We start from the raw sequence: 17,830 nt of genomic DNA, 5'->3' as shown, positions 1-17,830 counted from the left end.
ATTTATCAACCTCCATTTACCCCCTCCGTTGATAGCTAACCAAAGTTATAGTTATAAGACAGCGTTTTTGTGCCTACATCAAGTAGGAAAATCAATTAATGCCAATAATGTAGAGAGGGAAAGCTTATAATATGCTTCTGAGTGAAATCACCCATCCAAACCAGTTACACGGGTTATCTATTCGCCAACTACAGGAAATAGCTAAACAAATTAGGGATAAACACTTACAAACTGTAGCTGCAAGTGGTGGACACCTGGGTCCCGGGTTAGGAGTTGTGGAGTTAACTTTGGGACTCTACCAGACACTAGATTTAGATCGAGATAAGGTAATTTGGGATGTGGGACACCAAGCTTATCCCCATAAGTTAATCACAGGGCGTTACCATGATTTCCATACCCTCAGACAAAAGGACGGGGTTGCTGGTTATCTCAAGCGTTGTGAGAGTCAATTTGACCATTTTGGTGCGGGACACGCTTCCACCAGTATTTCTGCTGCTCTGGGTATGGCTTTAGCTAGGGATATGAAGGGGGAAAAATTCAAGGTAGCTGCTGTAATTGGTGATGGTGCTTTAACAGGAGGTATGGCTCTAGAGGCTATTAATCACGCTGGACACCTACCTAAGACTAATTTATTAGTGGTTCTTAATGACAATGAAATGTCTATCTCTCCTAATGTGGGCGCCATACCTCGTTATCTAAATAAAATGCGTCTCAGTCCTCCAGTACAGTTTATTGCTGATAATATTGAAGAACAACTCAAACATATTCCTTTTGTTGGTGATGAATTAGAACGTGTAACAGAGGGCATGAAGCGATTAGCCATGTCTAAGTTGGGTGCAGTATTTGAAGAATTGGGCTTTACTTACATGGGTCCGGTAGATGGTCACAATTTAGAAGAGCTGATTACTACCTTTCAGCAAGCACATCAAATACCTGGTCCAGTTTTAGTTCATGTTGCGACTATTAAGGGTAAGGGATATGAAGTAGCTGAAAAAGACCAGGTGGGTTATCATGCCCAAAATCCCTTCAATTTAGCTACTGGTAAAGCAATTCCTTCCAATAAGCCTAAACCCCCTGCGTATTCCAAGGTCTTTTCTCATACCTTGGTAAAACTAGCTGAACAAAACCCGAAAATTGTTGGCATTACAGCTGCAATGGCTACGGGTACTGGTTTAGATAAACTACAAGCTAAATTACCCCACCAATATATTGATGTGGGCATTGCGGAACAACATGCTGTTACTCTAGCTGCTGGTTTGGCTTGTGAAGGTATGCGTCCTGTAGCAGCTATTTATTCAACGTTTCTACAACGTGCTTACGATCAAATTATCCATGATGTCTGTATTCAAAACTTACCCGTCTTTTTCTGTTTAGATAGGGCAGGTATTGTAGGAGCTGATGGTCCCACCCACCAAGGTATGTATGATATTGCTTATCTTCGCTGTATTCCCAATATGGTGTTAATGGCCCCCAAGGATGAAGCGGAACTACAAAGAATGGTGGTTACTGGTGTGGAATATACAAGTGGACCTATTGCTATGCGTTTTCCCCGAGGTAATGGTTATGGTGTTCCCCTAATGGAAGAGGGTTGGGAACCTTTAGAAATTGGCAAGGGAGAAATTCTCTGTCAGGGGGATGACCTGTTAATTGTGGGGTATGGTACCATGGTTAATTCAGGAATGCAAGTTGCCCAAATTCTCAGGGAACATGGTATTGAAGCTAGTGTGATTAATGCGCGATTTGTCAAGCCTTTGGATATAGATTTAATTGTACCCCTAGCTGGAAAAATTGGTCGGGTCGTTACCTTGGAGGAAGGTTGTTTAATGGGTGGTTTTGGGTCTGCAGTAGCTGAAGCTTTGCTGGATGCTAATGTGGTTGTACCAGTGAAGAGAATTGGTATACCCGATGAATTAGTTGATCATGCTACTCCGGAGGAGTCTAAGGTTACTTTAGGTTTAACTAGTCAACAAATTGCTGATGATATTTTGCAAGCTTTTTTTAAAAAGCAGTTAGTTCCAGTTTAGAAATAGGAGCAGGTTTAAAACCTGCTCTTGTATTAACTACATTAACGATTTTGCCTTCATTACTGAACTTTTTCAGTTTTACCCAACTTTGTGAAACGGATTTCAATTCTTCTTCTTTTGGAATTACCCCTTTTATCTATGTCAGCTGGCAACCCATTTTCTAATAATAATTGTCCTGCGGAGTAGGTTCTAAACTTGAGTTTAGCAATTTCTCCTCCGGATTTTTTCAGTTCTTGAACAACAGCCAAAGCTCTCATAATTCCTAAGTCAGTATTAGAACCGGGACGTAATTGAGCAACAGGTAATTTGCCAAGATTAACTTTTTCCAAACTATAATCTAAATTGCTGTAGTTATTTTCTGTTGGTGAGTTAATACCACTAATTGGTTGTCCATCAGTATGACCAATTACTTCAATTACATCAATGGGATATTCTTTCGTGATTCTCAAAATTTCTGGTCTCAGTTCCCTGCGAATATACTTCTTGAAATCTGGCTTTAATTCAGCACGACCGGAATCAAATTTATACTCGGAAGTTTCATAAAGTTCAATGATTGGTGGTTTATCATGAGGTTTAGCTTCCTGCTGTGGTTTGTTAGATTCTGTAAATCCAAGAGCGATCAAGAAAAAGGAAGCAATGAAGACAAAAATCTCCGCTTGTTCCATATTACTTTTGATTTGCACTAACTTGTCCTCCGGTAAGAGCTAATTAAATTAAGTAAATTTTCCAGTTCCTCGATTAAAACTTTGCTATTATCCAAGTATCTAGACACATTTTTAGATGAGATTGCCACTTTTTCCATACTTTGGGATGCGAAATTTGTCTGTTCATTTAGGGATGCAAAACTGCTAGCGAAATAAGATATTTTTTCTCCGGATAAGATACTAGTAAAATAATTAATGGCACCTTCCATTTGAACATAGCATCTATTTTGGCTATCGACAAACCTTTGTTGAGAAGTTTCTAATTGATTATCTAGTTGATTATATAATTCCGAGTGTTTTGCAATCAATCTACTAAGTTGAGCTTCAATAGCATTCTCCATTTGCAGATAGTACCTATTCTGATTATCGATAAACCTTTGTTGAGAAGTTTCTAGTTGCTCGGATAATTCTGAGTGTTTTTGATAGTATCTACTCTGAGTATCAATGAATTTCTGTTGAGAAGTTTCTAGTTGCTCGGATAATTCTGAGTGTTTTTTATTCAATCTATTAAGTTGAAGTTCATAGGTATCCAGCATTCTTTCATAAGCTACTGCTACCCTTTGTAGATGATCTTGAAAAGATTCAGAAGCATTGCTTATTTCTTGGGCATATCTTCTGTGAATTACAGTCAAAGAATCTGCAAAATTTCTAAATTCTTGAGCAAGCTTTTCGGACTCATTAGTAATAGGATCTCCTGATTGTTCATGGAATTCATTTACCAATTCTCCACCCAAACACCAACCAACAATACTGGTAAATAGAGCATAACTTAAAGGAACCACAATTGTTGCTAGTAAATTTTCAGGATCTAGTTGAAATAAAGCAGCACTAAATCCTATCAGGGTATGAAGATAACCAGATGTTTGCACTCTTAAACCAGCTGCAGCTCTATCCTTGGACTTTTGAATTCTAAACCCCATAATAGCCAAGATTAAAACATGTCCAACACCAAACACAAGTATTAATGGACTCAGCTCATTGTTCTGATTAACATGAGCGAATACTGTCAACACTATTGACAAAACTATTCCGCCCAAATACCAGATTTTAAAGTTTTTCATTGAAGTCATAGTTGAGGTCATAATTGAAGTTTCAGTTAATTTCTAATTTTTGCTAGGAGGAAGCTGCTGAATAAATTTTTTCACGCTGGGAGATAAACTGGATCCATAGGAATTTAGGTACTTACCTAAGGATTTTTGTCCCCCAATTTGATCTATCACGGTAACTGCAATTAAGTCCACAATATCTTCGTGGTTTTCTAGATTAAAACAAACCCCACTAGAAAGCTCGGAAATCTCCCCAAAGGTTCTTTGTGTATCGGGATGATTGCCAACTACAAAGCTGAACACGGGTCTATTTAGTTTTCCTAGTTCAATTGCTTGACCTCGATAATCTTTATCCTCATGAGGAGGTGCATCCCCAATAAGAATAACTCTAGAAACATCAAATTCTTCAATAGCAACTTCTAATGCTTTTTCCACTGCTTCTGGGAAATCTCCACCACCATTACAACTAATTTTGTCCATGAAGGTTTTGAAGTATTCCACTGAGCTACTCCAATCACTCTGCTCAATAATTCTGTGATGATCACAGTAATCTCGATAAGCAACCCAAGATAGCTCCATCCTTCCTGCTTCTAAGATTCGACGGATTAATTCTTGTATGCTCTCCAGGGTTTTATCCCACACGGGTTTCATGGAACCTGTTGCATCTACCAAACCCATAATCCGTATGGGTTTGGCATATTTTGCAATTAGCTGGTCATAGGTTCTCGGTTCCCGTGTAAGTGACTGTTTATCTCTAGTCTTGATGTGATCCAGAGAACTTTTAAAAGGATCTTGAGACATTTTAAGTAGTAGCAGATAATACGTCTTTTTTTATTCTAATCAATTTGAACACCTGTTAAGAAGTAAAGTATGTTAAGATTTGTTAAGACAGTTTCATCAAGAAGTAACCAGTATAAACTAGACTTTATAAATATTGAGCAATCTGACCACCACGATGAAAGGTAGCGTTATCAACAATCACCCACGTAGCAATAGATTTTTGTAGCATTGTAACTCATGGGAAGACCCACGAGTTAGCGAGGAAACTAATTAATCACAAAAGGAATGCGATTGCGAAGCACTCGCGAGATAGCTCTTTTTGTTTAAATGATTGACGTTGGGTTTCTCGATGTCAACCTAACCTACAAAAGGCGCTCAATCTTATCTATCTACATTCATGTATATATATATAGGAATAAATAATAAGAAAAAATTATATTTATGGGGGGATGAGATAAGTTTTTTTGTGGCCGAGGGGATAAAAATGTGGTATTATGAGGGTTAAGTATAATGGAGTGTAAGCAGTTGTAAAAAAAATGCACAAATTTCCATTATCAGGGTATCACGTCCAAGGGTCAATAGTCAACCCCCACCATTGAAAAAAATTGGTGCGCAGCAGATCTCCTCACCAAAAGCGCTTTTTGACCGTGATTTACAAATCACAATAAATACTGAGCAATCTGACTACCACAATGAAAGGTAGGGTTATCAACAATCAACAGCAATAGATTTTCGTAGATTGGGCTTAAGTATGTCGATTTTCTAGGTAATCTTTTAATATTTCGTAAGCTTCATTAATTCTTTTCATCATGTTTACATCCCCACCCATGTCAGGGTGGTAGTCTCTTGCACATTTGTTGCGTGCTGTTTTGAGTAATTTCATTGATATTGTTTCACGAGTTAAATTTAGTAACCTGAATGCTTCATCAAGAGATAATGTGTTGCTTGTATATGCAAAATCCTCTTTTCTTGAACTGTTAGTTTCTTGGTTACGATGCAAAACTTCATCAACAAACCCCTTGATTTCACTCGCTAAGGTTCCCAGTTCACCTAGTCCTTCGTTTATGGAAATTGATCCAATTTTCAGTTTCTGTTTAAGTTGTTCTACTTCTTCTAATAAATTCTCAATGACATTGATTATCTCTTGTGGTATTACAGCCATAGTACTTCTGAGTCTAAAGCAGTTTTGGTCAATTACTTCAGAAAAATACTGATAGTCCCTAAATTGTGATTTGTAGTCATTGAGTGAATTTGTCCATTGATCGAAAGTTGTGTCTGACAAAGTATGCCAAGATTTTAAACTTGAGTTGACTGTTTGAGAAAACTTTCTAAATGAGTCGAAGGGAATTTGCCCGGCAATTCTTTGTAGTTGGTGAATCAAAATTGCCAATTTCTCTATTCGACTTAGCAGGTTGATAAAACTCTCCAAATTATAATCAACATTTGCAGCAGTTTCTCTTAAATGTTGATATAAAGGCTCGGTACTAATTCCAGTATCCCAACAGTTAATATCAGCTTCGTAGAGACCTAGTATGATATCTTTAATAAAGGTAGCTGTTTTAGGGTTTTTAAAAACTTCATCAGGTGTTCTGCCAATATCATTGAGAAATCGTCGGAAGGCTGAAAAACAATCTTGTTTCTCAATATAATAAAGTAAACGGGAGGGAAAGTAAGCTACATAAATGTCATCCTCTTTTATCGATAAGTTAAATACAGAAAATAAGATTTCTAGGACTTTTTTTTGCAAGGAATTTATTTCAGGTTGGGGATCCTCAAATAAAACTCCCTTGGTAAAAAGAATATTTTGGCCACGAGCATTGGCAAATGGATCTCTTACCCTCTTTTTATTGGGAGGCTTTGAGGATGGAGGTTCTGAACTACTTTCTGGGCCTTTGGTGGCAGTATATTCACTAACTTTTGGACGTTCTTTTTTTTCTGCAGGCGGTTTGTTTTTAAAAAGCAAGTTTTTAATTTTGGTCAACCACTTGGTCAAAGCATTGATCATTCGTTGCCACATTTGTTAAACTCCCAACTACATTCTTATTTTTTATGGCTTTCTGTTATGGGTTACTGGGGAATTAACCCTCCCTACTCTTCTACCCTATATCCTAGTTCTGCTAACCTTAACCGCGAATGTCGCCACTTTGGTTGGACTTTGACAAATAATTCCAAATGAACTTTACCAGCAATCAATTTTTGAATCTGTTGACGGGCCACAGTACCAATTGATTTTAACATTGTCCCCCCTTTACCAATTAATATCCCTTTTTGGGAGTCCCTTTCTACATTAATTGTGGCCACAACACGGGTAATTGTTGGGTTCTCTTCCACTAAATCAATGGCGATCGCCACTGAGTGAGGAACTTCTTCTCGGGTCAATAATAAAATCTGTTCCCGGATTAATTCCCCCATAATAAATCTTTCTGGTTGATCGGTGACTAAATCTGGTGGATAATACAAAGGTCCAGTTTCCAGATATCCAATTAATAAGGTCTCTAATTCTAATATTCCTTGGTTCTCTAAGGCTGAAAATTTAACAATTTCCCACCCGTTCCCTTGAGCTAATTCCCTATAACTTTCATCTATTTTCTCAGCTTCTGCTGGTTGTTGATCTATTTTATTAATACCCATAATAACGGGAATTTCACATTTGGTTAATAAGTCAACAATAAAGCGATCGCCTCCTCCACAGACTGCTGTGCCATCTACCACAAACAACACCACATCCACCGATGTAATGGCGATTTTAGCATTTTGTACTAGCACCTCTCCCAAGGGATGATGGGGTTTATGAATCCCGGGGGTATCAACAAAAATCAACTGGGCTTTCTCCCTAGTTAAAATTCCCCTCAAGCGATTTCTAGTAGTTTGCGCTACTGGTGATGTGATAGCTATTTTTTGTCCTATTAACTGGTTCATTAAGGTTGACTTACCCACATTAGGACGACCAATAATGCCAATAAATCCAGACTTAAAGTTAGCGGGTGCTTGAGGGATAATAAATTCTTCGTCCATGGGGAAACTATAATTTGATGGTTTATAATGGGTAAACTGTGTCTAAATTCATAAAGTTTGGAGGTTTTGAATGTCTCGTCGTTGCGAACTCACAGGTAAAAAGGCTAATAATGCCATGTCCGTTTCCCACTCTCACCGTCGTACCAGACGTTTACAGCAACCTAATTTACAAACTAAGAGGGTTTGGTGGCCCGCTGGTAACCGTTGGGTAAAGTTGAAACTTTCTACCAAAGCAATTAAAACTCTTGATACCAAAGGTTTGGAAGCAATGGCCAAGGAAGCTGGTATTAATTTAAACACTTACTAAGTGGGATGAGGGAAAGGGGGACAGGGAACGGTTAGACTATTTCAGAGGTTTGGACTGCGGGTTGTTGCTGCGGTTGGAACATAAACAGGGAGTAAACCACATCCCTGCGAATATTCACCATCATGTCTAAGAACAACTCGTATCCCTCGCTCTTGTACTCAATAAGTGGATCTTTTTGTCCGTAACCACGTAACCCTACAGATTCACGCAGGGCATCCATCTGCTGTAAATGTTCTCGCCATAAGGTATCTATCCGCTGTAAAATGAAGAATCGTTCTGCTTGTCGCATCAGACCCGGTTGAATTTGGTCTATTTCTGCTTCTTTCATATCATAGGCAATACGCGATTGTTCATGAAGGAAAGCCTTAATTTCTCCTACCCCCATATCCTCTAGTTGGGTGGGTTGCATATCAGCTAATAAGTAAACAAACTCCTTAACCTTGCCCACCAACTTTTCTAAATCCCATTCTTCTGAGGGTAATTCTGGGTTAATATAATAATTCACGATGTCATCCATGGTCTTTTCTGCATATTTGATGACCTGTTCTTTTAAATCTTCTCCTTCTAAAACTCGTCTACGTTCAGCATAAATAGCACGACGTTGATTATTCATGACTTCGTCATATTCAAACACTTGCTTACGAATGTCATAGTAATAGGTTTCCACCTTTTTCTGAGCACCTTCCAAACTACGAGTTAATAAACCCGATTCAATGGGCATATCTTCCTCTACTTGGAACGCATTCATTAACCCAGCTACCCGATCTCCACCAAATATTCTCAGTAAATTATCTTCCAGACTCAGGAAAAATCTGGTTGTCCCCGGGTCACCTTGTCTACCCGATCTTCCTCTTAATTGGTTATCAATCCGCCGTGATTCATGCCTTTCTGTACCTATGACATGGAGTCCACCATTGTTTACTACTTCTACATGTTCAGCGTCAGTAAATTTTTCATATTCTTGTTTAATAGTCTGGTAAGCATCTCTTAACTTTTGCACTACTGCATCATCCGTAGGTGCTTTTTCAGCAGCTATAGCTACTTTATCTTCTGCTTCTAATTCCGATAAGGCGCGACTACCGTAGGCATTAACTGCTACCTCAACCGCTTCCTTTAATAGTTTTTCAGTTACCTGGGATAACTCAGTGGGAAAAATCCCCCTAGATACGCGCCAATTTTTGCTTTTTTTGCCGGGAACAAAACCCTGACCACTACCATTACTACCATTTCCACTAGGAAGTCCTGAAGCTCTTTGAATGCTGAATTGATCATCTTCTGGTCTCACAATCCTAGGCATAAAATATTCCCGTAACTTCAACCGAGCCATATATTCGGAGTTACCGCCTAAAATAATATCCGTGCCTCGTCCCGCCATATTAGTAGCTATGGTTACTGCACCCCTGCGTCCAGCTTGGGCGACAATTTCCGCTTCCCGTTCTACGTTTTCCGGTCTAGCATTTAGTAATTCGTGAGGAATACCCTTTTCTTGCAGTAATCTGCTCAACAGTTCGGATTTTTCCACACTAGTGGTTCCTACTAGTACCGGTCTGCCACCTTTGTGCATTTCTTCACATTCCCGTGCAATGGCTCCCCATTTACCCGGTTCTGTTTTAAACACCATGTCGGATAGGTCTTGACGTTTTCTGGTGCGGTGAGTGGGAATAACACTTACTTCTAATTTATAAATCTTTTCAAATTCCGCTTCTTCCGTTTTGGCCGTCCCTGTCATTCCAGCTAATTTCGGATAAAGCAAAAATAGGTTTTGGTAGGTAATGGTTGCCAGGGTTTGGGTTTCAGGCTGAATTTCCACTCTTTCTTTGGCTTCTATAGCTTGGTGCAAACCATCGCTCCACCGTCTTCCTGGTAGTACCCGACCAGTAAATTCATCAACAATTACCACTTCCCCATTGCGCACGATATAATTCACGTCTTTGAGGAATAGTTCTTTCGCCTTAATAGCATTAAAGACAAAATGGGCCCAGGGATTTTCTGGATCAAATAAATCGGTTACGCCTAAAAGATTCTCAGCTTCGGCAAACCCATCATCTGTTAAAAGAACATTCCGCGCTTTTTCATCCACTTCGTAGTGATCGTCTTTTTTAAGGGTAAATGCAATTTCTGCTGCTTGTAAGTATTTTTCTGTTGGTCTTTCTACTTGTCCAGAAATAATTAGGGGAGTTCGCGCTTCATCAATGAGAATGGAATCCACTTCGTCGATTACACAATAATTAAATGGACGTTGCACCACTTCTTCCATGGATGTGGCCATATTATCTCGCAGGTAGTCAAAACCTACTTCACTGTTGGTTACATAAGTAATATCACAGTCGTAATTTTTTTTCCTTTCTATGGGGATCATGGTCGACTGAATCAGTCCCACACTCATTCCCAAGAAGCGGTGTATCTGACCCATCCATTCCGCATCTCGTCGAGCTAGATAATCATTTACAGTAACAACATGAACACCTTTATTACTTAAAGCATTTAAATAACTGGGTAAGGTAGCTACTAGGGTTTTACCTTCACCGGTTTTCATTTCTGCTATTTGTCCTGTGTGGAGAATTACTCCCCCTACCAGCTGAACATCAAAATGTCTTAACCCTAATACTCTGGAAGAAGCTTCTCTTACTACTGCAAAAGCTTCTGCTAGAATCTCCTCTAAGCTTTCACCTTTGTTTAATCTTTGTTTAAACTCAGCAGTTTTCCCCCTTAACTCATCATCAGAGAGTAATTTAACATCTTCTTCTAAGAGATTAATTTCTGTAATGTAGTGTTGGTACTTTTTTAGTTTACGAGCGTTGGGATCGCCCAACAATAGTTTTAGCATGGCAAGTTATCAAATATTAAGTGTTAATTGTTGACTGATGAGTTTTGACAGGTGAGCTACTTAGTGTAGCCTTTACATTCTACCAGCAACATACTCCTATAGAGATTCTATCTCATAAACAAAATGTATGCTCCTGGAACTCATTAAATTAGGTAATATTATCGATTTCCAGCTGGTTAGGTCACGGGTTGAATACCGGTGAGCAGACCCATTATAAATCCTAGGACTACACTCCCGCCAAAAATGATTAACATTAGTATGAGTAACTGACGTTGAATTCGAGTATGTTTGGGCTTGGTCTTGAATAAGTTTGACACAATGATAAAACTCTACTATATCAAGTTGGAGATTCAGGAGAAGATGGCAATTACAGGTAGTCAAAAAATATTTCTGGCACTAATCTGAGTTCTCCTGATTTAAATTTACTAATTTCTACCCAGAGGGCGCGATGTTTTTTCTGGGGTGTTTCTGAAAAGGTGAGACTTTCTATTTGATAAAATCTGGGGTCAGCAAAGTCACATTGGTAAAGTTGAATGATTTCATGTCCCTGGTTACCATCAAAAATAAATAGGTTTTCTATACAACCTAAATAGCTAATATTGGTTAGTTCGGCTTGAATTTCTTCTTGAAATTCCCTCGCTAATGCCATTCGACTGCTTTCCCCGAATTCTATCCCTCCACCTAAAGCTCGATAAAATGTTGATTGCTTGGTTGGATCATATCCCTCGGAAACAAATATTCTTTCCCCATCTCTGATTAGGGCTAGAACTATAACACGAATCTCACCTGGTTTGTTCATCTTTCTTTTAGTTCTCGTAAATTGAGTAAGCACGCATCTCCTCATTCTCTACTGGCCAATCTTCGTTTTCTCCCCCAATATATAGGATTTCTATCACAACATACTCTTCATTTAACTGCAACAGTGCATTCAAAAGAATGTCTAATGCGATCGCATCGCTTGTGCCTAGGTCGAACCAGCATCTTCCCCATTCTCCCTCATATTCAAATTCCCCCATGTTGTGCATGAGAGCTACCATGGAACGACTATAACCTTCCCTATCATAATCTATGTAGTTTAGGTCTACACCAGTTTCTTGTATTTGCAAGTTCTCGGCGTTAAATCCTCCTAGTTTCCCTAAATAAAACCAGGAGTTAAAAACCTCTTCCACATATTGTTTTTCCTGCGGGGAGGGAATTGTCCCAAACTTAAACCAAATCCAGACATCAAAGGGGTTAAATTCTCGAAATTGAATGTGCATTTTAGTGGTTTCTTCAGTAGTTTCTTTAATCTCTAATTGCTTTTAAGTCTAGCTTGAGCCTGGCTACGCTCATACTCAATTTGTTTAACTAAACTAGAAGGAAGTTGGGATTTCTTGGCTAGGGCTAAATCAAAATTGGCGATCGCCTGTTGAACCAAATTCTGGTCTTGTTCTCTTTTGGCTTGCTCATGAAGAATTTGAGCTTTGAGATAATAAATTTCTGGATTGTCACTAGTGCTATTTAAAGCTCGATTGACATACTCTAGGGCTTCCGGATATTGTTTTAAATCTCGATATGCCAAAGCAATCCCTCTATCTACCAAGTAACGAGGTGCGGCATTTTGTTGCCATTGTTCAATTGCCTTTTCTGGACTAGTAAAGGGTAAGTTTACCGCTAATATCAGATTCATATAACCCCTAATTAAACTTAACTCAGGATCATTAGCATCAATAGCCTCTGCCTGGTCTAAATATTCATAAACCTTTTTTAACTGTAAAAAAGCCTGGGAAGCACCTTTCCAAACCCCTTGACGAGTGAGAGTTGTCGCTCCAATTAAAAAGTTACCCACTCCAGTATATAAATTACCACGCAAGGGATTAGTCGCAGTCAACTTTTCACCAGTTTCTAAGGTTTTTCGACTATACTTCTCCAAAGCAACCCAATCTTGATTAACATAGGACAGGGACGCTTTCAAAGCATAGACCAAAGGTTCCCCCGGTTCCTCGACCATGGCTTTTTTCAGATGATCTTCACCAGCTCCATAATTCCCCTGTTCAAAAATTGCTCTAAAAGCCGCTTCAGTGCGATCGCCAATTTTATGAGGTTGATTAGCACGAAATGGATCTCCGGCAAAAGCCGTATTAATGCTCAAACCAAGAGCTAGGGTAGCCATAGAAACCACCTGAACAACGGATAAATTTCTGGGGAGAGTGAGGAAAGCAATTAAAAAACCTTTGGATATCATAATTTACAGAGTAGTTACAGCACTTAAACTCAAGTTATTTGTACGTAGGAGAAACCAAACAGACCTAATATAATATACAAAAAAGCCAGAAAAACTTCATTTCTAAAACCTATCTTATCAAATGCTCTATCTTCAAAATCTAACTTATCACCCCACAGCTTGTCCCACTCCAATTCTCCAAGCTATTAATTTGGAACTACCACCTCAAAAACTAGGACTAGTAATTGGACCCAGTGGATCTGGCAAAAGTACCCTACTAGAGATTTTATCAGGACTTGCAGAACCCACTAGTGGTGGTATATTTTGGAGGGAACAAGGACTAGTAGCAGAACACCTGCAACAACTAGCGGGGATAGTATTTCAATTTCCAGAAAGACACTTTTGTGGGGGCACAATTTTGGAAGAGTTGCGTTTGGGTCATCCAGAACTAGGACTAGAGAGGGTCAAGAATGCATTAAAGGAGGTAGGACTAGAGAGCTTATCCTTATCTACATCGCCTAATGCTCTCAGTGGTGGACAACAAAGACGTTTAGCTCTAGCTGTACAGTTGATTCGCCAACCAAACCTATTACTACTAGATGAGCCTACAGCAGGTCTGGACTGGTCAATGCGTCGTCAACTAGTCACTTTACTAGAGAGACTCAAGAAAAACTGGACAATACTGGTAGTCACCCATGATGCGGGGGATCTATTACCAATAGCAGATTGTTGTTGGAATCTCCACCATGGTATTTTGAGTCCCATTGCTCCCAGTTTAGAGTCAATTGCGAAGTAACTATGATAATCATGGATAGGGAAAGTGGCGGTACTTTACCGGAGATGGCAGAAATTTGGCAGGAAACATTAAATTGGCAACCGACAATTGAACAGGGGAATCAACTGCAAAAGCTGTACGATTTGATTGTACTTGCTAATCGTCAAATCAACTTAACTCGAATTACCGAACCCAAAGAATTTTGGGAAAAACATCTTTGGGATTCTTTAAGAGGAGTTGCACCACAGCAGCATTTTCTACCAGAATTGAATGCAGCTGGGTCAATAATTGACATTGGTAGCGGTGCGGGATTTCCCGGTCTACCAATTGGCATAGTTTTTCCTCATTACCAGGTAACTCTACTAGATTCTACTCGCAAGAAAGTTAACTTTATCAACAGTGCTATAGAAAAACTACCCCTGAGTAATGCAACAACAATTCTAGGAAGAGCGGAGGAAATTGGACAAGACACCCCATACAGGGAGAAATATAATTTAGCAGTCATTCGCGCTGTAGCTAGTGCTTCTATATGTAGTGAATATGCATTACCCTTAATCAAAAAAGGCGGTTTGGCAATCATTTATCGGGGAACCTGGACACAGGAAGAAAATCAAAATTTAGAACATACTGCCAATATTTTGGGAGCTAGGATAGATCTGATAGATAGATTTACCACTCCCCTGACTAAAAGTGTTCGTCACTGTGTATATTTAAGGAAGGTGCTACACACACCTATCAGTTTTCCTCGTCCTGTGGGCGTACCCACCCAAAATCCATTATGAGGGATATTAACAGACTCCGACCCCCCACAATTGGGGGGAGTGTCAGTCAATTAAGGATCTATCCAACGACCATCAGCTTTAATTAAATTAATTAATTCTTCCACCCCTTGGTCTTCTGGAACCTTTTTAATCTCCTCTCTACCCCTATACAAAGAGATAAAACCGGGATTTTTGCCCACATATCCATAGTCCGCATCAGCCATTTCCCCTGGACCGTTGACAATACAACCCATAACAGCAATATCTAACCCGGTTAAATGTTTCGTTGCTTCCCGAACTTTATGGAGCACCTCCTCTAGATTAAATAAAGTCCTACCACAAGAAGGACAAGCGACGTATTCAACCATTGTTTTCCGCAAACCCAGAGCTTGAAGAATGCTGTAACAAACGGGAATCTCCTTTTCCGGTGATTCTGTTAAAGACACGCGAATGGTATCACCAATACCATCTGCTAACAAGGTGGCAATCCCCGCAGTGGATTTAATTCTACCATATTCACCATCTCCTGCTTCCGTCACCCCTAAATGTAAGGGATAATCCATACCCAAATCATCCATCCGTTTGGACATGAGTCGGTATGCAGCTACCATCACCGGAACCCGCGATGCTTTCATGGAAATAACAATGTTGTAAAAATTCAGAGATTCACAAATACGGATAAATTCTAAAGCTGATTCTACCATACCCTCGGGCGTATCACCATAGGTAAATAACATTCTTTCTGCTAGAGAACCATGGTTCACTCCAATACGCATAGCTTTACCTTGATCTCGCAGTGACACTACCAGTGGAGCTAGGGTCTCACGAATTTTTTCCCCTATTTCGTCAAACTCAGTTTTTGTATATTCAGTGCGATTGGTGTTCGGTTTCTCAAATACGTATAATCCTGGATTGATTCGGACTTTTTCGATGTGTTTAGCCACCTCTAAGGCAATTTTCATCCCGTTGTGGTGAACATCAGCTACAATGGGAACATCCCTGTAAGTTTGTTGTAACTTTTGTTTAATTTCCGCTAATGCTTTGGCATGGGCCATACTGGGAACAGTTACTCTAACTATTTCGCAGCCAATTTCATGGAGACGACGAATAGCGCTGACAGAGCCATCAATATCTAAGGTGTCTTCATTAATCATTGACTGTACTACCACGGGGTAGCCACCACCAATAATCACATCCCCCACCTTAACAGCACGGGTTTTACGACGTTTAATAGTGGTGTCAAAAGTAGGTTGGCTGGTGATGATTTTACCAGTCTCAAGGGATGGTAGGGTTTGCATAGCCTCAATAAGTAGATTCTGTAGCTACCATACCAGATTCTTAGGACTGTTAGCTACAGGCCACTTTTTATCACAAGAAAATCGCCGGCACGGAAGCCACTTGGCTTTAGACAGGAAGTGCCAACGGCGAATTTATTCGCCTTGATATTTAACCGTGACGCGGATCTTCAATATACCTTTTAATAACATCTGCTGAAACCTGTCCAGCAGTGGAATAAAAATAACTATTAGTCCATAGGCTAGGAAGTTTAAGTAATTCAGGAAATTTTCGTCTTAACAAGCTAGATGACCGTCCTTTAAAAGCTTTAACCACTTGATTTATAGCAACATCTGGTTGATGTTCTACAAATAAATGAACATGGTCTGGAGCAACCTCAAGAGAGAGGATATCCCAGTCTTTTTCTTTGGCTAGTTCGTAAATTATCTGTCTAAGGCATTTAGCTATCTCTCCAGATAATACCTTTTTTCGGCGTTTAGGTATCCATACAAGATGCACTACTGCATTACCTTTTGAGTGATTTCCTATTCTGTATTCCAGTGTTGTCTTCATATTGTTTCGTGGCTGCTATTGACAAGTAAATCATATCTCAACTATACTTTTGAAATCAACAAACATTGAAGGTCGAACAATGTACGGATGCCAACAAGTTCTTATCAAGTCCGATAAATCAATAACAGCGATATTGGAGTACGTCATACCTAAATTCGGTGAAAAACCCGAAGGGTGGAAAGCAAGCGGGAAACGAGTTAGTCGTGGAGTATATCAAACTTCTGATGGGTTCAAAATTAATGCGGACTGTAATGGTGCTGCTAATATTTTGAAAAAAGTAGCGGTGATGCTAGGAATTGATCTTAGCGGAATCAGTAGAGGCTGTTTAAGCCAGCCTCAGAAAGTTCGTTTATGGACTCTTCAGAAATCTCCGTGTCTTTAGACCGGAGAAGCTTAATTAAACAGTTCCAGGGAACCTTGATAACCGGTCACAATTCGTGCTCCATCTTTCAGAATGTGAACTTCTATTTGATCGCTGGCCCAGGTGATCTTATCATTAAACTCTGGGTTAAACACATAGACTTTTTGGTTCCGGGAGGATACGGGGGAGGTGGGGGAGTTAATAGCTAAGGAATCTACAAATGGACCATCAATTAAAATGTCCAATTCTCCTAATAATTCCCGAGAACCGGGGGGTGCTGATTCCGACTGTAATTCCTGGAGGGTAAAACCGCTGAAGGACATTACATTTAAACCCCTAGCTTTGAGTTTTCTTGCCAAAATCGCTAGGGACTTGGCTTGCAGAAATGGTTCTCCTCCTGAAAAAGTAACCCCTGTATTTTCAGAATTTCTCAGGATATCTTCCGCTAGGTCATCAATAGCAACTAACTTGTTAACTTCAAAACTCCAAGACTGGGGATTAAAACAACTGGAACAATGGCGAGGACAACCCTGCATCCATACCACAGCACGACGACCGGGTCCGTTAACCTCGGATTTGTCAACATACCCCATGATGTTTAGATACCCGTTGGGAATCTCTTCCATGGGAGATAGTATCACTAATTCGTTTAAAGCTGCTGTCATTTTATTACTCCTAACTTATAGTGAATCCCTCCACCATCTTAACCACGGTGTGGGTGGGTTCTGGTTGTCATACAGTATTCCCAATTCTATGCCCATCTCTATCTTGTCCTATGCAATAGTCTCCATTGGGATGGATTTCTTTTAGTAAGGGTTCAATGGATGTGGTTAATATTATGCTTTGTGGGTGTTCTTGGAAATTCTTCACGAAATTATCATCAGAGTCCGGTAGCTGGGTGTGATCTGGGAGATTGAGGGATTCCCCAGCAAGGGGAGTGGTTCCATTTTGGGTGGTGGTTAAAGGTTGGCGCACGGTTGATAAGAGGGGGTGCAGGGTTGGAAAGTAGTCTCATCTGCTCAATTTTAGCATTTGTTTTTGGTTTTGTGTTGGTTTTTAAAAATATCTGTGTTCTTATTTAGTAGTATATAATAAGGGCGACAAGGGAGTGCTTCGCAATCGCTCTTCTCTTTAGTATAAACTCCAGGTTTTAAAAACCCCCAAGGGTATTCTGGTGCA

17 protein-coding genes and 1 pseudogene are annotated in these 17,830 nt (G+C 39.7%); 5 read left to right on the top strand and 13 right to left on the bottom strand.

Features of this window, described 5'->3' with window-relative positions; translation table 11 throughout:
* Positions 1–131: 131 nt before the first annotated feature.
* A complete protein-coding gene (gene dxs / locus C6N34_RS15450; protein WP_115538510.1) occupies positions 132–2,024 on the top strand; it encodes a 1-deoxy-D-xylulose-5-phosphate synthase in 1,893 nt (630 codons plus the stop codon).
* Positions 2,025–2,083: 59 nt separating this feature from the next.
* Here dxs and C6N34_RS15445 read toward each other — a convergent pair whose 3' ends face one another.
* The 5 genes from C6N34_RS15445 to era all read right to left on the bottom strand — a co-directional run bounded on the left by C6N34_RS15445 (position 2,084) and on the right by era (position 7,569).
* Positions 2,084–2,707, bottom strand: coding sequence for an OmpA/MotB family protein (locus tag C6N34_RS15445; RefSeq protein ID WP_057177358.1), 624 nt, complete (start codon positions 2,705–2,707; stop codon positions 2,084–2,086).
* Entirely contained in the window at positions 2,707–3,810 is a 1,104-nt protein-coding gene (locus C6N34_RS15440) for a hypothetical protein (RefSeq protein ID WP_147290746.1), read from the bottom strand. The genes C6N34_RS15445 and C6N34_RS15440 overlap by 1 nt, the downstream gene beginning before the upstream one ends.
* Before the next feature lie 21 nt (positions 3,811–3,831).
* Positions 3,832–4,575, bottom strand: coding sequence for a vWA domain-containing protein (locus C6N34_RS15435; protein WP_115538508.1), 744 nt, complete (start codon positions 4,573–4,575; stop codon positions 3,832–3,834).
* Positions 4,576–5,299: 724 nt separating this feature from the next.
* Positions 5,300–6,535 carry a J domain-containing protein gene (locus C6N34_RS15430; protein WP_147290745.1) on the bottom strand — a complete coding sequence of 412 codons (1,236 nt, stop codon included), beginning with the start codon at positions 6,533–6,535 and terminating at the stop codon, positions 5,300–5,302.
* A 107-nt stretch (positions 6,536–6,642) separates the two neighbouring features.
* Positions 6,643–7,569, bottom strand: a complete 927-nt coding sequence (gene era / locus C6N34_RS15425) for a GTPase Era (RefSeq protein ID WP_057177354.1) — start codon at positions 7,567–7,569, stop codon at positions 6,643–6,645.
* Between the two features lie 70 nt (positions 7,570–7,639).
* On the opposite strand from era, the gene rpmB reads away from it, so the two are divergent.
* Positions 7,640–7,876 carry a 50S ribosomal protein L28 gene (gene rpmB, locus C6N34_RS15420; RefSeq protein ID WP_006277509.1) on the top strand — a complete coding sequence of 79 codons (237 nt, stop codon included), beginning with the start codon at positions 7,640–7,642 and terminating at the stop codon, positions 7,874–7,876.
* A 31-nt stretch (positions 7,877–7,907) separates the two neighbouring features.
* Here the strand turns inward: rpmB and secA are convergent, their stop codons facing one another.
* From secA to C6N34_RS15400, 4 genes are all read right to left on the bottom strand, one after another.
* On the bottom strand, positions 7,908–10,703 hold the full coding sequence (secA, locus tag C6N34_RS15415) for a preprotein translocase subunit SecA (protein ID WP_115538506.1): 2,796 nt from the start codon (positions 10,701–10,703) through the stop codon (positions 7,908–7,910).
* Between the two features lie 367 nt (positions 10,704–11,070).
* Positions 11,071–11,502: an NUDIX hydrolase gene (locus tag C6N34_RS15410; protein ID WP_057177352.1), complete on the bottom strand. Its 432-nt coding sequence runs from the start codon at positions 11,500–11,502 to the stop codon at positions 11,071–11,073.
* A 7-nt stretch (positions 11,503–11,509) separates the two neighbouring features.
* Positions 11,510–11,962 (bottom strand): DUF3531 family protein, encoded by a 453-nt coding sequence (locus C6N34_RS15405; RefSeq protein ID WP_115538505.1) that lies wholly within the window; start codon positions 11,960–11,962, stop codon positions 11,510–11,512.
* 32 nt (positions 11,963–11,994) lie between these two features.
* Positions 11,995–12,927: a Sll0314/Alr1548 family TPR repeat-containing protein gene (locus C6N34_RS15400; protein ID WP_115538504.1), complete on the bottom strand. Its 933-nt coding sequence runs from the start codon at positions 12,925–12,927 to the stop codon at positions 11,995–11,997.
* Positions 12,928–13,048: 121 nt separating this feature from the next.
* Between C6N34_RS15400 and C6N34_RS15395 the strand changes: the two genes are divergently transcribed.
* Together C6N34_RS15395 and rsmG are read left to right on the top strand one after the other, a co-directional pair.
* Entirely contained in the window at positions 13,049–13,702 is a 654-nt protein-coding gene (locus C6N34_RS15395) for an ABC transporter ATP-binding protein (protein WP_057177350.1), read from the top strand.
* Between the two features lie 11 nt (positions 13,703–13,713).
* On the top strand, positions 13,714–14,463 hold the full coding sequence (gene rsmG / locus C6N34_RS15390) for a 16S rRNA (guanine(527)-N(7))-methyltransferase RsmG (protein ID WP_115538542.1): 750 nt from the start codon (positions 13,714–13,716) through the stop codon (positions 14,461–14,463).
* Positions 14,464–14,513: 50 nt separating this feature from the next.
* On the opposite strand, the gene ispG is transcribed toward rsmG, so the two are convergent.
* Complete coding sequence (ispG, locus tag C6N34_RS15385) at positions 14,514–15,740, bottom strand: (E)-4-hydroxy-3-methylbut-2-enyl-diphosphate synthase (protein ID WP_006277516.1); 1,227 nt, start codon at positions 15,738–15,740, stop codon at positions 14,514–14,516.
* 148 nt (positions 15,741–15,888) lie between these two features.
* Positions 15,889–16,290 carry an IS200/IS605 family transposase gene (gene tnpA / locus C6N34_RS15380; protein WP_057177349.1) on the bottom strand — a complete coding sequence of 134 codons (402 nt, stop codon included), beginning with the start codon at positions 16,288–16,290 and terminating at the stop codon, positions 15,889–15,891.
* 49 nt (positions 16,291–16,339) lie between these two features.
* On the opposite strand from tnpA, the gene C6N34_RS15375 reads away from it, so the two are divergent.
* Positions 16,340–16,672, top strand: a complete 333-nt coding sequence (locus C6N34_RS15375) for a hypothetical protein (RefSeq protein ID WP_181407035.1) — start codon at positions 16,340–16,342, stop codon at positions 16,670–16,672.
* A gap of 11 nt (positions 16,673–16,683) precedes the next feature.
* Here C6N34_RS15375 and C6N34_RS15370 read toward each other — a convergent pair whose 3' ends face one another.
* Both C6N34_RS15370 and C6N34_RS15365 read right to left on the bottom strand, forming a co-directional pair.
* Positions 16,684–17,316, bottom strand: a complete 633-nt coding sequence (locus tag C6N34_RS15370; protein ID WP_057177347.1) for a 4Fe-4S single cluster domain-containing protein — start codon at positions 17,314–17,316, stop codon at positions 16,684–16,686.
* A gap of 100 nt (positions 17,317–17,416) precedes the next feature.
* Positions 17,417–17,626: pseudogene (locus tag C6N34_RS15365) on the bottom strand (hypothetical protein); the annotation flags it as partial.
* Between the last annotated feature and the right edge of the window lie 204 nt (positions 17,627–17,830).

The organism is Cylindrospermopsis raciborskii Cr2010 (assembly GCF_003367075.2).
Taxonomy (GTDB): Bacteria; Cyanobacteriota; Cyanobacteriia; order Cyanobacteriales; family Nostocaceae; genus Raphidiopsis; species Raphidiopsis raciborskii.
Note: the sequence above shows the minus strand (reverse complement) of the source record. Positions and strands in the feature narration are given on the sequence as shown.

Coding starts and splice junctions, on each gene's coding strand:
- dxs (WP_115538510.1), top strand. CDS start 132: ATGCTTCTGAGTGAAATCACCCATCCAAACCAGTTACACGGGTTATCT.
- C6N34_RS15440 (WP_147290746.1), bottom strand. CDS start 3,810: ATGACCTCAACTATGACTTCAATGAAAAACTTTAAAATCTGGTATTTG.
- C6N34_RS15435 (WP_115538508.1), bottom strand. CDS start 4,575: ATGTCTCAAGATCCTTTTAAAAGTTCTCTGGATCACATCAAGACTAGA.
- era (WP_057177354.1), bottom strand. CDS start 7,569: ATGGACGAAGAATTTATTATCCCTCAAGCACCCGCTAACTTTAAGTCT.
- rpmB (WP_006277509.1), top strand. CDS start 7,640: ATGTCTCGTCGTTGCGAACTCACAGGTAAAAAGGCTAATAATGCCATG.
- secA (WP_115538506.1), bottom strand. CDS start 10,703: ATGCTAAAACTATTGTTGGGCGATCCCAACGCTCGTAAACTAAAAAAG.
- C6N34_RS15410 (WP_057177352.1), bottom strand. CDS start 11,502: ATGAACAAACCAGGTGAGATTCGTGTTATAGTTCTAGCCCTAATCAGA.
- C6N34_RS15405 (WP_115538505.1), bottom strand. CDS start 11,962: ATGCACATTCAATTTCGAGAATTTAACCCCTTTGATGTCTGGATTTGG.
- C6N34_RS15400 (WP_115538504.1), bottom strand. CDS start 12,927: ATGATATCCAAAGGTTTTTTAATTGCTTTCCTCACTCTCCCCAGAAAT.
- C6N34_RS15395 (WP_057177350.1), top strand. CDS start 13,049: ATGCTCTATCTTCAAAATCTAACTTATCACCCCACAGCTTGTCCCACT.
- rsmG (WP_115538542.1), top strand. CDS start 13,714: ATGGATAGGGAAAGTGGCGGTACTTTACCGGAGATGGCAGAAATTTGG.
- ispG (WP_006277516.1), bottom strand. CDS start 15,740: ATGCAAACCCTACCATCCCTTGAGACTGGTAAAATCATCACCAGCCAA.
- tnpA (WP_057177349.1), bottom strand. CDS start 16,290: ATGAAGACAACACTGGAATACAGAATAGGAAATCACTCAAAAGGTAAT.
- C6N34_RS15370 (WP_057177347.1), bottom strand. CDS start 17,316: ATGACAGCAGCTTTAAACGAATTAGTGATACTATCTCCCATGGAAGAG.